13 protein-coding genes are annotated in these 16,447 nt (G+C 41.9%); all 13 read right to left on the bottom strand.

The features are described from left to right. Positions 1-35 precede the first annotated feature (35 nt). Complete coding sequence (locus tag WH223_RS02775; protein ID WP_340045999.1) at positions 36-1,640, bottom strand: DUF6377 domain-containing protein; 1,605 nt, start codon at positions 1,638-1,640, stop codon at positions 36-38. A 173-nt stretch (positions 1,641-1,813) separates the two neighbouring features. After that, a complete protein-coding gene (ilvA, locus tag WH223_RS02770; RefSeq protein ID WP_340045998.1) occupies positions 1,814-3,061 on the bottom strand; it encodes a threonine ammonia-lyase IlvA in 1,248 nt (415 codons plus the stop codon). A 125-nt stretch (positions 3,062-3,186) separates the two neighbouring features. Beyond that, the gene (locus tag WH223_RS02765) at positions 3,187-4,344 is read right to left on the bottom strand and encodes a 2-isopropylmalate synthase (protein WP_340045997.1); all 1,158 of its coding nucleotides are present in this window, start codon (positions 4,342-4,344) and stop codon (positions 3,187-3,189) included. 82 nt (positions 4,345-4,426) lie between these two features. Then, positions 4,427-5,503 (bottom strand): 3-isopropylmalate dehydrogenase, encoded by a 1,077-nt coding sequence (leuB, locus tag WH223_RS02760; RefSeq protein WP_340045996.1) that lies wholly within the window; start codon positions 5,501-5,503, stop codon positions 4,427-4,429. Between the two features lie 63 nt (positions 5,504-5,566). Then, the gene (locus tag WH223_RS02755) at positions 5,567-7,030 is read right to left on the bottom strand and encodes an ATP-binding cassette domain-containing protein (RefSeq protein WP_340045995.1); all 1,464 of its coding nucleotides are present in this window, start codon (positions 7,028-7,030) and stop codon (positions 5,567-5,569) included. Continuing rightward, a complete protein-coding gene (gene leuD / locus WH223_RS02750; protein ID WP_340045994.1) occupies positions 7,030-7,614 on the bottom strand; it encodes a 3-isopropylmalate dehydratase small subunit in 585 nt (194 codons plus the stop codon). Before leuD ends, WH223_RS02755 begins: the two co-directional genes overlap by 1 nt. Before the next feature lie 15 nt (positions 7,615-7,629). Further along, positions 7,630-9,033 carry a 3-isopropylmalate dehydratase large subunit gene (leuC, locus tag WH223_RS02745; RefSeq protein ID WP_340045993.1) on the bottom strand — a complete coding sequence of 468 codons (1,404 nt, stop codon included), beginning with the start codon at positions 9,031-9,033 and terminating at the stop codon, positions 7,630-7,632. A gap of 96 nt (positions 9,034-9,129) precedes the next feature. Continuing rightward, complete coding sequence (ilvC, locus tag WH223_RS02740) at positions 9,130-10,611, bottom strand: ketol-acid reductoisomerase (protein WP_340045992.1); 1,482 nt, start codon at positions 10,609-10,611, stop codon at positions 9,130-9,132. Positions 10,612-10,646: 35 nt separating this feature from the next. After that, on the bottom strand, positions 10,647-11,114 hold the full coding sequence (locus WH223_RS02735) for a DinB family protein (protein WP_340045991.1): 468 nt from the start codon (positions 11,112-11,114) through the stop codon (positions 10,647-10,649). 2 nt (positions 11,115-11,116) lie between these two features. Continuing rightward, a complete protein-coding gene (gene ilvN / locus WH223_RS02730; protein WP_340045990.1) occupies positions 11,117-11,707 on the bottom strand; it encodes an acetolactate synthase small subunit in 591 nt (196 codons plus the stop codon). Positions 11,708-11,796: 89 nt separating this feature from the next. Then, a complete protein-coding gene (gene ilvB, locus WH223_RS02725; RefSeq protein ID WP_340045989.1) occupies positions 11,797-13,539 on the bottom strand; it encodes a biosynthetic-type acetolactate synthase large subunit in 1,743 nt (580 codons plus the stop codon). A gap of 69 nt (positions 13,540-13,608) precedes the next feature. Beyond that, entirely contained in the window at positions 13,609-15,309 is a 1,701-nt protein-coding gene (gene ilvD / locus WH223_RS02720) for a dihydroxy-acid dehydratase (RefSeq protein WP_340045988.1), read from the bottom strand. Next, positions 15,293-16,183, bottom strand: a complete 891-nt coding sequence (locus WH223_RS02715) for a branched-chain amino acid transaminase (RefSeq protein ID WP_340045987.1) — start codon at positions 16,181-16,183, stop codon at positions 15,293-15,295. Before WH223_RS02715 ends, ilvD begins: the two co-directional genes overlap by 17 nt. Positions 16,184-16,447 lie beyond the last annotated feature (264 nt).

Genomic DNA, 16,447 nt, shown 5'->3' with positions numbered 1-16,447 from the left:
GTTTTCGTTCGAAAAATATGAACGAAAAATGGTGATTATAATCCTTTTATCTTTATAATATAATCTTCGAATTCGTTATTGGGTACTATTGCCTTATTCTTAATTCTATTTTTATAGGTATAAATAGTGTTGATGGAGTAGTCTAGAATTTGAGCAATAGTATTGTTATCGGTTATGCCCATTCGAATAAGTGCGAAGATGCGAAGTTCCGTGTTAAGGCCTCCATTTTCGGGTAAATGGAAGTGATCTTCGGCTTTAAAAAGAAGGTTGAATTCTTGGATGAAGTTGGGGAAGATACGTAGGAATGTTTTATCAAATTGAAGGTATAAGTTTTGACGTTCCTTCGGTGGATTGATCTTCCCAATGATGAGCTTTATATCTTCATACTCCTTATATTTCAGCTTGTTTTCAATACTCTTCTTTGTATGCTCTAATTTATCGATATACTCGGAGTTGATATTGAAATAGTAGCTCACATATTCTTCTTTGATCTTGTCTGCCTCATGTAGTTTGTCGATGGTATGGTTTAAAGAGCTGTTCGTCTCTCTGATGATGGCATCAGCTTTTCTGATTTTTAATAACTGACGGTAGAAGACAATGACGAAAACAATAATAATTAATGATAACGCCGATAAAGCTACTGTAAACCGTGTCATGACTCGACGCTGATCATCGACAGAGTTAACTTTACCCGTAGCAATGATTTTGAGGTTGGCACTTACCTGCAATTTTCGCTGGCGTGCGCCATAGAAATTGGCGTCGTCCATTGCTTCATTGATAAAGAGGTAAGCATGCTTTAGATCTTTACGCTGGAACAAAAGCAAAGAAAGGTTCAGCATCGCGGCCGCCTCTTTGGTCGACGATTTTATATCGGAGCTAGCCGCTATTGCGAGTAAGTCGATAGCTTCTGGTATTTTGCCCCGTTGGATGAAGATATCGCTTAGCGTAGAGGTGATGATTGCTTTCTGATGCTCTCCTAAGTTCGGGGTTTTTAAGAGCGTACTCAATAGTTCTTGTGCATGGTCTATTTGTCCCTCCTTCAGTAGCTTTAAGCCTAAGTAATACTTGTAATTAAAGCTTGTCGGTGCTGCTAGTGCCAATGCTTTGCTGATACTCGCTCCTGCAAATTCAATGTATTCTGGTGCGTAGTATTCATCTTTGGTATAATCGGCTAAATCGTAGTAATTACGTGCAAGGAGGATATACAAGTCAATCTTTTCGTTGATATCAAGTAAGGTAGAGTCAACAGTAGAAAGTGCATCCAGCGACTCTTTAAACATGCCGGAGGAAACTAAGATGAAAGCCAGTTTCAACTTCGCGGAGCTTAGGCGTTGTGCATTATTTTGCTGCTCAGCAAGCTGCTGCACTTTCTTTATGTAGAAAAAAGCTTTGTTAAATTCAAAGGTTTTGTATTCTTCATATAAAGTGAGGTAAGTTCTATATTTCGCCTCTATATCTTGAAGTGGAATTTTATCGAGTGTTTTTTCGAGTAGGTCAATACGTGCTTTTTTCTGACTATCGTAGGCCACTTTTGTTTGAATAATCTTGTTTAAACTATCAATCTGAGAAGATTCCGCTTGCGGTCGAAAAGGTAGCAATAGTATAAATAGCACAATGGCTAATATTGACTTTAGGTTCATGGTTCTTTCTAAGTGGCTGTTACTAAGCTATAGAAATCTTCTATTTTTCACAAGAACAAAATTAATAAAATGCCTTTAACGTGTTTAAAACATTGTTTTAGTTATTGAAAGGTATAAAAAACGCCCATCCTTTTGATTCGGATGGGCGTCTTTAGCGGTTCAGTTTTTGGTGTTTAAACTAGATATTCAAACAACGTTTGATCTTTATTTACTTCGATATAGTCGAATTTATAAGCTTTGAAACGCTCAATCAATGCATTGTAATCGTTCGGGCTGTTGAGCTCGATACCAACTAAAGCAGGACCACGCTCTCGTTCTGTTTTTTTGATATATTCAAAACGGGTGATATCATCTTTAGGGCCAAGTACCTCGCTTACGAGTAGGCGTAAGGCACCAGGACGCTGCGGGAAGCGAATGATAAAGTAATGCTTAAACCCTTCGTAGAGTAAAGACATCTCCTTGATTTCACTCATCCTGTCGATATCGTTATTGCCGCCTGAAACAATACAAACCACCTTTTTGCCTTTAATTTCTTCCTTATGAAACTCTAGTGCTGCAATTGATAAAGCACCAGCAGGTTCCGCAACGATAGCATCTTTGTTGTACAACTGTAGGATAGTAGTACATATTTTTCCTTCAGGAACAACTTTAACGGAGTCCAAAAGCTGGCTACTTATTTGGTATGTTAAAGATCCTATTTTCTTCACTGCTGCACCATCTACAAATTTGTTGATGTGTTCCAGCTCAATAGGTCCACTATTTTTCAGTGCCGCCAACATGGAAGGTGCGCCTTCAGGTTCTACACCATAAAGTTTAACTTCAGGCTTATGTTTGCGGATATGATAACTAACTCCCGAAGATAAACCTCCGCCACCGATAGGAATCAAAATAGCATCAACATCAGGTAGGTCTTCTAATATTTCTACGGCCACAGTTCCTTGTCCTTCAATTACCTTCTCATCATCGAAAGGAGGGATGAACGTCATGTTGTGCGCCTGTGTATATTCTAAGGCAGCACGCTGACAGTCGTCGAAAGTATCACCCGTAAGGATAATTTCGATATTTCCATTTCCCCACATCTCCGTCTGTGTAATCTTTTGGCGTGGTGTTGGGCCCGGCATAAAGATGACTCCCTTGATATTTAGTTTTTTACACGATAAAGCCACCCCTTGGGCATGGTTTCCTGCACTAGCACAAGTTACGCCACGGCTGCGTTGCTCATCCGTGAGGCTCAATATTTTGTTGTAGGCGCCACGAAGTTTGTAGGAACGTACAACTTGTAAATCCTCGCGCTTTAGATAGACTTCAGCACCATAGGTTTCAGAGAGGTGTATGTTATACTGTAAAGGTGTACGGTTGATGATATCCTTTATGCGCTCTTTGGCCTGTAGGGAGTCTATGTTTAATGTTGATAAATCCATTTGAAAAGTAAAAGTAATGCGCCGGTATGCATCGCTTAGCGACAGGTTGTAGTGGGAATGAAGCAGGATGTTCTCGGCATTCTACCAAAGAACATCCTGCGTATCCCGTCGCAGCATATGCTGTTTTAAGACTGCATCAATGATTTGAGGTCCTCGTCGTCAAGATCTTTTTTGGCATCCGCCAAAACTAAGAACTGCTCGTAGGTAGCCGCTAATTGTTCTTTATCCAGTTGATAGCCTAAGCGCTCTAAGTGGTGTTTTAGGGCGTGGCGACCTGAGCGAGCGGTTAAAATAATACCAGCCTCATCTAGGCCTACATCTTCTGGACGTATAATTTCGTAGTTCTCACGGTGCTTTAAGAAACCGTCTTGATGGATTCCTGAGCTATGTGCAAAGGCATTCTTTCCGACGATAGCTTTATTTGGCTGTACTGGCATACGCATCATGCTACTCACTTTTTGTGAAATATAAGTGAACATTTTGCTGTTGATGTTGGACGATAAATCGCCAAACGATTGCTTATGTACTTGCAAAATCATAGCTACTTCTTCCAAAGAAGTGTTTCCTGCACGCTCACCGATACCGTTGATTGTACATTCTACTTGGCGTGCTCCATTTTGGATGGCAGCAATCGAGTTTGCTGTTGCCAAACCCAAATCGTTATGGCAGTGTGCCGAAATAATAGCTTGATCAATATTGCGTACATGCTCCGTCAAGTACTTGATTTTAGCACCATATTGATCAGGCAAACAGTAACCGTTCGTATCAGGGATGTTGACTACCGTAGCACCTGCTGCGATAACCGCTTCTACCATTTGTGCTAAGTAGGCCAAGTCTGCACGACCCGCATCTTCCGCATAAAATTCCACATCTTCAACGTATGATTTAGCATGCTTAACAGCCGCCACCGCACGCTCTAGAATCTCTTCACGTGTCGAGTTGAATTTATACTTGATGTGCATATCAGAAGCACCAATACCCGTATGGATACGTGGACGTTTAGCATATTTCAATGCTTCCGCTGCTACGTCGATATCATTTTGATTGGCACGTGTAAGTGCGCAGATAATTACATCGTTAACGGCTTTGGATAGTTCAACGACCGATTGAAAGTCACCCGGACTAGAGACCGGGAAACCAGCTTCAATAACGTCGACACCAAGGCGCTCTAAGTCTTGTGCAATATCGATCTTCTCCGATGTGGTCAATTGACAACCCGGCACTTGCTCACCATCACGTAGTGTGGTGTCAAAAATGTATAAGTGATTAGGATCGTGTAACATAATTTTAAATTCCTTAAGATTAAAAAGCGCAGTATTTCTGTGTAGCTGTTCTTTTTAATGTGTTATGTTTATACTTAGTTAATTACTTCTTAATAAATGCCAAGACCTTTGCACCCATTTCGTTTGTGCCAAGCAATTTGTCAGCTGGAGTTTCTGCATTAGCAATATCTCCAGTTCTCCATCCTGCTTTTAAGGTATCTGCTACCGCTTGTGTTACTTTTTTAGCTTCTTCTTGAAGTCCAAATGCAATATCCAACATCAAGGCCGCCGAAAGGATAGAAGCTAAAGGATTTGCTTTGTTCTGTCCTGCGATATCATGTGCCGATCCGTGGATAGGCTCAAAGAAACCTGTGCCATCGCCAATAGATGCCGAAGCCAGCATACCCATAGAGCCAGCAATTTGTGAAGCCTCATCCGTAAGGATATCACCAAATAAGTTAGCCGTTAATACAACGTCAAATTTCTTCGGGTTTTTCACCAACTGCATAGCTGCATTGTCGATAAACATGTGCTCCGTTTCTACATCAGAATATTCCTTCGCAATTTCCTGAACAACTTCGCGCCATAATCTAGATGTCTCCAATACGTTTGCTTTATCTACAGAGCATAATCTTTTGCCACGTGTGCGTGCCGCATCGTACGCTTTGCGCGTGATGCGCTCCACTTCGTAGCGATTGTAGTTCATTAAGTCGGAAGCAAAGTTGTTGTCTTCAGAGCGGTTTTTCTCTCCGAAATAAACATCGCCCGTCAACTCGCGGAAGAATAAAATATCCGTTCCACGTAACACTTCAGGCTTTAAGCTCGATGCATCCAACAACTCATCAAATAATAAAATAGGGCGTAGGTTAGCGTATAAACCTAGCTCTTTTCTGATTTTCAATAATCCTTGCTCTGGTCTCACCTTTGCTGATGGATCATTATCATATTTGGCATGACCAATAGCACCAAAAAGAATGGCATCTGATGTTCTTGCTTTTTCTAATGTCTCATCCGGAAGGGGATTGCCTGTAGCTTCAATTGCGGTATGTCCCATAATCGCTTCATCAAAGCTGAATTCGTGGCCATACTGCTCAGCAATGGCTTCCAAAGCTTGTTTACCCCAAGTCGTTACCTCTTGCCCAATGCCATCTCCAGGGATAATTAAAATATTTTTTTTCATATGTGTCTTATCTTTTAGGGCTGCTAAGGATTCTGTTTGGAATTCCTTTGTTCCTATTTTTTGTTAAACGCTTGCTAATGTATATTCGTTAATGATGACTTCTCCTTGTTCTAATACCAATCGACGATCAAGGCTGTTAGGAAGCTGCGCTTCATAGTGGCCAACATAGATTAGTGTTTTGCCAAAGGCACTAAGCTCATCAACAACCGCATTGAAATGTGCCGTTTGCGCGCGGTCTAATCCTTGGCATGGCTCATCTAAAATCAATAACGGTGGATTTTTAATAATCGTTCTTGCTAAAAGCGCTAAGCGCTGTTTTCCTAATGGAAGTGTATGTAAGAGCTTGTCTTTATCTGCTAAGAGATCAAAAAAGTCTAAAAGCTGCTCTATCTGTCTTTTCTCTTCGTATTTAACGTTCAAAAACCAACCGATGCTATCGTAAAAGCCAGAGGCTATCGTATGCCAAACAGTTGCATTTTTGTCGAAATACCAATGAAGCTCTGGAGAGATAATGCCAATCTTCTCTTTGATGTCCCAAATGCTCTCTCCCGTGCCGCGTTTTTTACCAAACAACCATATCTCGTTGGCATACGCTTGTGGATGATCACCGTTGAGCAAACTAAGAAGCGTCGATTTTCCAGAACCATTATGTCCTTGAAGTAACCATTTTTCGCCTGCCTTTACTGACCAGCTCACATTTTTTAAGACGACTTTCTCATCATAACGTACAGATACGTTACGTAGGTCAATCAAACTTTCGCCATCTACAGATGGAGCCTTCTGCAAGAAATAGGGAAATACTTTTGCCTTCCGCTGTTCATCTTGTAGGAACTCATGCATGCCACTAATCTGCTGGAGCTGTCCATCAATGATTTGTGCAAATCGGTTGATGGATTGCGGTACTTGCTGGTCGTTACTAATTAAGATTAGGGAACTTCCTGCTGCTGCAAGCTCATCCAGCATTTGGTTGAGGTTGATGCGCGACAGTCGGTCGAGGCCTGTATAAGGCTCATCAAGCACGAGCACTTGCGGTCTTAACCATAATGCTTGCACGAGTTGCAATTTTTTATGCTCTCCGCTGGAAAGGGCGATAAGTTGTGTTTCACGACAATTGTCAAAGCCCAACGCAGCAAGAATAGGTTCCGCATCAACGAAGTCTAGTTGATTTTTCTCGCCAAAGCGAATAAGATCTGCATAGACCGTATGGGTATCGTTCTTTTGTTGCTTGTTGTAACGCTGTTGATAGTAAAAGTTGCGCTCCCCTTCCAGGTTAGCAAACTGATACCAGTTGGATAGGTAATACGCCTGCGCAGGTAGGGCTAGGTCGGGATTAAAGGTAAAGCTTATGTCTCCCGATGTAGGTACCTGTTGGACGATCGCTTTGGCTAGGGATGATTTCCCAGAGCCACTTTTTCCGCCAATGACCCATTGTTCACCCGGATATATACACCAATTTAAACCGCATAGCACCGCCTTTCCGGCGTATTGCAGATTTAAATTGGTGATATGGACGACGGGCTCTTGCATTATCTTTGTTGCTCGAATGCTTCAATTTCGCTTCTATGGCTGATGATGAAGTCGATATCATCATAACCATTGATTAAGCACGATTTTTTGTACGCATTGATTTCAAAGCTATACGAATCGCCTGTTTCATCAATCTGAATCGTTTGTGCTTCTAAGTCTACTGAAATGCTACTTTTTGGGTTTGCAAAAACAGCATCAAATATTTTTTGTAAGAATTCTTCAGGTACTTGAATAGGTAAAACACCATTGTTTAGGGCGTTTCCTTTAAAAATATCCGCGAAGAAAGAGCTTACGACAACGTCAAAACCATGGTCTTGGATAGCCCAAGCAGCATGCTCACGGCTTGAACCACAACCGAAGTTTTTACCTGCAACCAAGATTTTGCCTGCATAGGTGCTGTCGTTCATTACGAAGTCAGCTTTCGGCTGATTGTCGCTATCATAACGCCAGTCTCTAAATAAATTGTCACCAAAGCCTTCACGCGTTGTCGCTTTCAAAAAGCGCGCAGGAATGATCTGGTCTGTATCAATATTTTCAATAGGTAATGGGACTACCTGTGATGTTAATTTTTCGAATTTTTTCATGTCAATCTCTTCCTATTATGCCTCCAATAATGCTCTTACATCTACGATTTTACCCGTTACCGCTGCTGCTGCTGCGGTCAATGGACTAGCCAGCATTGTGCGTGCATTTGGTCCTTGACGGCCTTCAAAGTTGCGGTTTGATGTAGAGATACAATATTTGCCTGCTGGGATTTTATCTTCATTCATTCCTAAACAAGCAGAACAGCCTGGCTCACGTAATACAAAACCAGCTTCTTCAAAAATCTTGTCGATACCTTCTTGTTTCGCTTGCGCTTCCACTTGTTTAGAACCAGGAACAATCCATACTTCCACATTTTCGGCTTTTTTCTTCCCTTGTACAAAAGCTGCTACTTCACGTAGGTCTTCGATGCGGGAGTTGGTGCATGAACCAATGAATACATAATCTACGGGGTGACCAATCAATTGTTCATTGTCATGGAAGCCCATGTAGTTCAACGCTTTCTCATACGAAGGTTGCTCTGACTCTGGTTGTGCAACAGTTGCCGGGATAGGCTCACTGATGCCAATACCCATACCAGGGTTTGTACCGTAGGTAATCATTGGCTGAATATCAGCTGCATCAAATTCTAATACAGCATCAAATTGTGCATCTTCGTCTGAATACAATGTTTTCCAATATGCTAATGCTTTATCCCATTCTTCGCCTTTAGGGGCAAATTCACGGCCTTCAACATAAGAGAAAGTAGTTTCATCAGGTGCAATTAAGCCGCCACGTGCACCCATCTCAATACTCATGTTACAGATGGTCATACGTCCTTCCATACTTAAGCCACGGATAGCCGAGCCCGCATATTCTACGAAGTAACCTGTACCGCCTGCGGCAGATATTTTAGCAATGATGTATAAGATAATGTCTTTAGCGCCGACACCTTTCGCCAGTTTGCCATTGACTTCAATTTTCATGGTTTTAGGCTTTTGTAGCAATAAACACTGCGTCGCAAATACTTGCTCCACCTGTGATGTACCGATACCAAAAGCAATGGCACCAAAAGCACCATGCGTAGAGGTGTGGCTATCTCCACAAACCATCGTTTTTCCTGGTTGTGTAATGCCCAGTTCGGGACCAATCACGTGCACAATTCCTTGATAAGGATGTCCTAATCCATAGAGTTCAACGCCAAATTCCTTACAATTTTTCGTCAGCATATCCACCTGGTAGCGCGACAACTCCTCCTTGATAGGTAGGTGCTGGTCTACGGTAGGTACGTTGTGATCTGCTGTCGCCACCGTTTGGTTTGGACGGAAAACTGGTAATCCTCTTTTACGCAAGCCATCAAAAGCTTGGGGCGAAGTAACCTCATGGATAAGGTGTGTGTCGATATACAAAACATCAGGAAATCCTTCCTGACTTTTGACCGTGTGTGCGTCCCAAATTTTCTCTACTAATGTTTTTCCCATTGTTATTCTCTTTCTCTTAATTTCAAACTTTAAAATGGGTAAAGTGCTATCACTAGCATCTTTACCCACTAAATTACTCTCTAAATTACGAAAATATTAGACAGTTTTAATGACTTTCATTGCCGTCATAGCTTTACGCAATTCTTTACCAACAATCTCTACTTGGTGACCACGTAAGATTTCGTTGATTTGTACTAATTGTACATTGTCAACACCGCCATCTTTACCTTCGTTGAAGTTTTTACCGACTAAATCTGTATCTACTTTCAACATAAAGTCTTTTAATAAAGGCTTACATGCTTGATCGAATAAGTAACAACCGTATTCTGCAGTGTCAGAAATAACGCGGTTCATTTCGAACAATTTCTTACGTGCAATTGTGTTCGCGATTAATGGTGTTTCGTGTAATGACTCGTAGTATGCTGATTCTGGTTTGATACCTGCTTCTACCATCGTCTCGAATGCCAATTCAACACCCGCACGAACGAAAGCAACCATCAATACGTAGTTGTCAAAATATTCTTGCTCCGCGATAGCAACGTCTCCAGCAGGAGTTTTCTCGAATGCTGTTTCGCCAGTTTCTGCACGCCATTTCAATAAGTTAGCATCACCGTTAGCCCAGTCTTCCATCATTGTTTTGGAGAACTCGCCCGACATGATGTCGTCTTGGTGTTTTTGGAATAATGGACGCATGATATCTTTTAGCTCTTCCGATACTTGGAAAGCTTTAACTTTTGCTGGGTTAGAAAGACGGTCTAACATACCGCTTACACCACCATGCTTTAATGCTTCCGTGATAACTTCAACACCATATTGTACTAATTTAGAAGCGTAACCTGCATCAATTCCTTTTTCAACCATTTTGTCGAAAGATAAAATCGATCCTGTTTGTAACAAACCACAAAGGATAGTTTGCTCACCCATTAAGTCAGATTTTACTTCCGCTACGAATGATGATTTCAATACACCAGCACGGTGACCACCTGTACCCACACAGTATGCTTTTGCGTAAGCCCAACCTTTACCTTCTGGGTCATTCTCTGGGTGTACAGCGATTAAAGTAGGTACACCGAATCCTCTTAAGTATTCAGCACGTACTTCTGATCCTGGACATTTTGGAGCCACCATGATAACGGTGATATCTTTACGGATCTGCATACCTTCTTCAACGATGTTGAAACCGTGTGAATAGGATAGGGTAGAACCTTGTTTCATTAAAGGCATAACCGCAGTTACTACTGCTGTATGTTGTTTATCTGGCGTTAAGTTAATCACAACGTCAGCGTTTGGAATCAATGCTTCGTATGTGTCAACAACGAAATTGTTGTCTGTAGCATTTTTCCAAGAGTCTCTTTTTTGTTCAATAGCTTCTTTACGCAATGCATAGGATACGTCCAAGCCGCTGTCGCGTAAGTTTAAACCTTGGTTTAATCCTTGTGCACCACAACCTACGATTACGATTTTTTTACCTTTTAACGCGTCTACACCATCAGCAAACTCTGTGGATGCCATGAATTCTGCGTGGCTTAGTTGGTTTAATTGTTCTCTAAGCGGTAATGTGTTGAAATAATTTGCCATTGTTTTTTTTATAAAATTCGATCTAGTTTTGTTGATTACTTTTTAATTGCTCTACGTTGTGCTATAGCATAGCCTAAGTGTAGGTTGTCATGTCCGGTGGTCGTCAGTACCACTTCTTCGAAACTATGCAATACAGCGCCATAAGTAGCCGTATCGTAGGGTTGTATTGTTGCGAATACCCCTTTATCATAGTCAGCTTCGATTTCGGCAATGGTCGATAGCGCCAGCTTTTTCAAGTTGTCTACCTCTTCCTGCGTTACGGTATAGCTCGGTTTTGAGCCTTTTTGGTAAGCGGCCAAGTATTGAACGAAGTCTGCACTTTGACGGATACCCGTGCGTACATAACAAAGTGTTTGTGTACTTACGATGATATGTCCGAAGTTCCAAATGATATTATTGTTGAACCCTTCGGAAATATGATTTAGCTCCTCAAGGCTTAAGCCATCGATGAGCTGAATAAATGCCGCCCGCGATTGGCGGATAAAATTGAATGTGTTTTTCATGATTACATGGTGAAAACGTTGTCCTGCTGATCCAAGAATTCGTTTTCAACGATTTCTGGTGCTGGTTCTTCTTTTTCAAACTGCTTCAATTTGCTGTGGAAGCCCGCACTATCTTTGATAATAGCGATACGTGCACCACGTACAAATTCGATTAAACGATATTTCGTTAATTCAGCCGTTAGCTTATCAATCTCTTCACGGTGACCTGCCGTTTCAAACACGGTATAATCATTACGAATAACGACTGCCGAAGCACCGTACTCCCGTAAAAGACGCTCTACAGGCGCTTTCTCCGCAATAACATCGGTAGGAACTTTATACAAAGCCTGCTCTTGCCAGATTAACTCGGCATCCGTGTTGTAATAGGCTTTCAACACTTCAACTTGCTTCTCAATCTGACGGCATAGCTTGCGAACAACCTCTTCCGATTCCGTGATTAAAATCGTGAAGCGGTGGATACCATCTACTTCAGAAGGAGATGTGTTTAAGCTCTCGATATTGATCTTACGACGGGAGAAAATGCCAGAAATACGACCTATCATTCCGATAGAGTTTTCTGTATATAGTGTAATGGTGTATTCTTGTTTTTCCATTTTGAATTCAAAAAAAGATAATAATCTTTCCACTTGTTGTATGCTCGCTGCGCATGTTGTGTATCAGCATGCGCAACGAAAACAACCTTCTATTTTAAACGTATCTCAGATACAGATGTTCCTTGTGCAACCATAGGGAATACATTGTTCTCTTTCCCAACCATTACCTCTAGCAAGTAAGCGCCATCGTGGTCAAGCATGGTTTTTAAAGCCGTTCTTAGCTCGTCACGCTTAGCGATTTTATTGCCGTCAATGTAATAGCCTTTCGCTACCGCCACAAAGTCTGGACTCGTGATGTTCACAAAAGAGTAACGCTTGTCGTGGAATAGCTGCTGCCATTGGCGCACCATACCCAAGAACTCGTTGTTTAGGATTAAGATTTTAACCTTAGCGCCAAATTGCATGATTGTACCTAGCTCTTGAATCGTCATCTGGATACCACCATCACCGATAATCGCTACAACATCGCGGTGCGGAGCGCCGTACCAAGCACCGATTGCGGCAGGAAGGCCAAAGCCCATCGTACCCAATCCGCCTGAAGTAACGCTCGATTTTGATTCGTTGAATTTCGCGTAGCGGCAAGTCACCATTTGGTGCTGGCCAACATCGGTTACAACAACGGCATCGCCACCTGTAAGCTCGTTTAATACACGAATTACCTCACCCATCGTCATTTCGTCCGATGTTGGGTTTAACTCGTTATGGATGACTTCTTTTACTTCTTCTTTTTCCAATTCACGGAATGCTTGCAACCAAGCGCTATGATCAGCTTTTTCAAGCTGTGCCGTTAATAATGGTAAGGTAAATTTACAATCGCCCCATACCGGTACGGTTGCTTTCACGTTTTTATCGATCTCCGCAGGATCAATATCCATGTGGATGACCTTAGCTTGTTTCGCATATTTATCTAAACGACCTGTAACGCGGTCATCAAAGCGCATACCAATGGCAATCAAGACGTCACATTCGTTTGTCATCACGTTTGGCGCATAGTTACCATGCATACCCAACATACCCACATGCTGTGGATGGTCGGTCGGCAATGCGCTTAAGCCCATCACCGTGGATGCTACAGGGAAGCCAGCTTTCTCGATGAATGCTTTGAACTCTTCTTCTGCTTTTCCAAGAATGATACCTTGACCGAAGATGACGAATGGTTTTTTCGCCTGATTGATTAGCTCTGCTGCCTGTTGAATATATTCCTCACGGATAATTGGCGCTGGTCTATAGCTACGGATATGGTCACACTTCGTGTAGCCTTCGTAATCAAATAGTTGCAGCTGTGCATTCTTCGTAATATCAATGAGTACAGGACCTGGACGACCAGTTCTAGCAATGTAGAACGCTTTAGCAAGGACGCTAGGAATTTCTGTTGCATCTGTTACTTGGTAGTTCCATTTCGTGACTGGTGTGGTAATGTTAATCACATCTGTCTCTTGGAAAGCATCAGTGCCCAGTAGGGACGCGAATACTTGTCCTGTGATACAGACAATCGGGTTGCTATCAATCATGGCATCAGCCAATCCAGTGACGAGATTGGTTGCACCGGGACCGCTTGTCGCAAACGCTACACCTACACGTCCTGATGTACGTGCATATCCTTGTGCAGCATGAATTCCTCCTTGTTCGTGACGGACCAGAATATGCGTCAACTTTTCGCTGTAGTCATACAGCGCATCGTAGATTGGCATAATTGCACCACCTGGGTAACCAAAGATGGTGTCTGTTCCTTCCTGAATCAAAGCCTCGAGTACGGCTTGCGAACCACTCAATTGAGTCGTTGTTTTCGTACTTGTATCAGGCTTTGCCTCCGTTCTTTCCAGTGTACTCATTTTTTAGTTTTTATGTATTTAGGGTTGAGTATTTTCTTTTTGTTCGGGTTGCTAAGCAACCGCTATTTTTTATAAATCTGTTACGCAGCCTTCTGATGCATCGGCTACTGTTTTACTGTATTTGTACAATACACCTTTTGTAACTTTCAATGCCGGTTGTGACCATTTAGCACGACGTTCTGCAATCGTAGCCTCGTCTACTTTCAGGTTTAAGCTGTTGTTGATCGCATCAATCTCAATGATGTCGTTGTCCTCTACTAAGCCAATCAAACCACCGGCATAAGCTTCCGGTGTGATGTGACCAACCACAAAGCCGTGTGTACCACCCGAGAAGCGACCGTCTGTAATCAAGGCTACAGATCCGCCCAAGCCAGCACCTACGATTAGTGAAGTAGGTTTCAACATTTCAGGCATACCTGGAGCGCCTACAGGACCTTCATTTTTAATAACGACTACATCACCAGCTTGGATGCGTCCTGATGCAATACCTGCTACTAAGTCTTGCTCGCCATCAAATACACGTGCAGGTCCAGTGAATTTCTCACCTTCTTTACCCGATATTTTCGCTACAGATCCTTTTTCGGCTAAGTTTCCGTATAAAATCTGTAAGTGACCAGTTGCTTTTATTGGGTTGTCTAGCTTACGGATAATTGGTTGGTTGTAATCAATGATTGATTTAACATCAGCTAAATTTTCCGCTATCGTTTTACCTGTCACTGTTAAACAGTCGCCATGTAATAGGCCTTCGTCTAATAAGTAACGCAATACCGCTGGCGTACCACCGTATTGTTGTAAATCTTGCATCAGGTATTTTCCTGATGGTTTGAAATCCGCTAGTACAGGCGTCTCGTCCGACATGCGTTGGAAATCATCTTGTGTGATGTTTACACCTACCGATTTACCAATAGCGATGAAGTGAAGAACAGCATTAGTACTACCACCTAAGATGATAATGGAACGTATTGCATTTTCGAATGCTTTACGTGTCATGATATCTGAAGGCTTGATATCTCTTTCTAAAAGAATCTTGATGTATTTACCTGCTTCTAAACATTCAGCTTCTTTTTCTGCGGATATCGCAGGGTTCGAAGAAGAGTATGGCAAGCTCATCCCTAAAGCTTCAATAGCGGAAGCCATCGTGTTTGCTGTATACATACCGCCACAAGCACCAGGGCCTGGACAGGTATGCTTGATGATACCTTCGTAATCTTCATCTGAAAGGTTGCCACAGATTTTCTGTCCTAGTGCTTCGAATGCGGAAACAATATTTAACTCTTGTCCTTTATAATGACCCGGAGCAATTGTTCCTCCATATACCATAATCGCTGGACGATCCAAACGGCCCATCGCGATAATAGCACCTGGCATATTTTTATCACAACCAGGGATTGCAATTAATCCATCATAATACTGACCACCACAGATTGTTTCAATACTATCTGCAATAACATCTCTTGATACTAACGAATAACGCATACCATCGGTACCGTTGCTCATTCCATCGCTGACACCAATTGTTCCAAAGGTAAGTCCTACTAAATCATTTGCCCATACGCCCTTTTTAACCACTTGTGCTAAGTCGTTAAGGTGCATGTTACAGGTATTCCCATCATAACCCATACTGGCAATACCGACTTGCGCTTTCTCCATGTCAGCATCGGTAAGTCCGATTCCATACAACATGGCTTTCGCTGCCGGCTGGGTTTCATCTTGCGTGAAGATTCTACTGTATTTATTTACTACTTTGTTTTGGTCAGATGATGACTTCATAATGCTCTTCTTCTAATACGAGTTGTTTATACTTTCGTTGAATGGTTGCCCCAATGGTGTGCTCCCAATCTTCTTTATAGGTTATATGATCTACTTCTTTAATACCGATGATTTCGGCCGCTGTGCCGCATAAAAAAGCACTGTCTGCCTGTTGTACATCTGTAATGGTTAACGGTCTTTCTATGACTTCTATTTGAAGCTTCTTGCAGATCTCAATAACCGTCTGGCGGGTGATTCCCGGAAAGATGTTAGCTAAAGGAGCCGTGTACAGCTTATAGTCTTTTTCGATGAATAGGTTTTCACTAGATGCTTGTGCTACAAAACCTTCATGGTCTAACAATAATGCCTCATCATATCCTTGCTTGATAGCGTCTGTCGCGGCAAGGATTGCATTTACATATTGTCCTGATACTTTCGCGTCAACGCGGAAAGATTTTGGATTAGGACGTTGGACGCTGGAGGTGCAAACCCGTAATAAGTTGTGGCCTAAGTAAGGTCCCCATTCCCATGCTGCAATCATGATATTCGACGAAGTCGATGATGTCAAGTGCATATTAGAGCCTGTGAAAACCAAAGGACGAATGTAGGCCGCACGTAGCTTGTTGATCTCTAAAAGTTCATAGCTACGTTCCACCAGCGTCTTTATATCCCAATTGAAGGGTAGGTTGATTGCTTCACACGAATGTTGTAAGCGTTGGAAATGTTCCTCTGCTTTAAAGATGCGGGTCCCATGATGGGTGCTATATGCGCGCAATCCCTCAAAAGCACCGTATCCATAGTGTAGAGATTGACCGAAAAGATCGATGCCCGCAGTGCTCGCTTTTACGAACGCTCCGTCTAAATAAATAGCGGTGTCTTGATTATAATATTGCATATATAACAATGTTAGTTGCCCTTAGGCAAAATGATTTTGATAGCATGATGCAAATCACTTTTGTTAAGTTAGGCCTATTAAAAATTCTTTACAATAGCAAAAGAAAGAATTTTGAAAAAGTTTAATATTTTAATAATCTAAAATTAACGAAATTTAATTTTGTTGATTTTGTATTATGTAAATTTTTATTTGACAGCTAGTAGACTATAATGTAAATCGGTATATTTTACGTGAGCTGTGTTTTTTTAAAACAAGGTCAAAATT

The sequence above is a fragment of the Sphingobacterium sp. MYb382 genome (assembly GCF_037572665.1).
Taxonomy (GTDB): domain Bacteria; phylum Bacteroidota; class Bacteroidia; order Sphingobacteriales; family Sphingobacteriaceae; genus Sphingobacterium.
The sequence above is the reverse complement of the archived record's forward strand: the minus strand, read 5'-3'. Positions and strand labels throughout refer to the sequence as shown.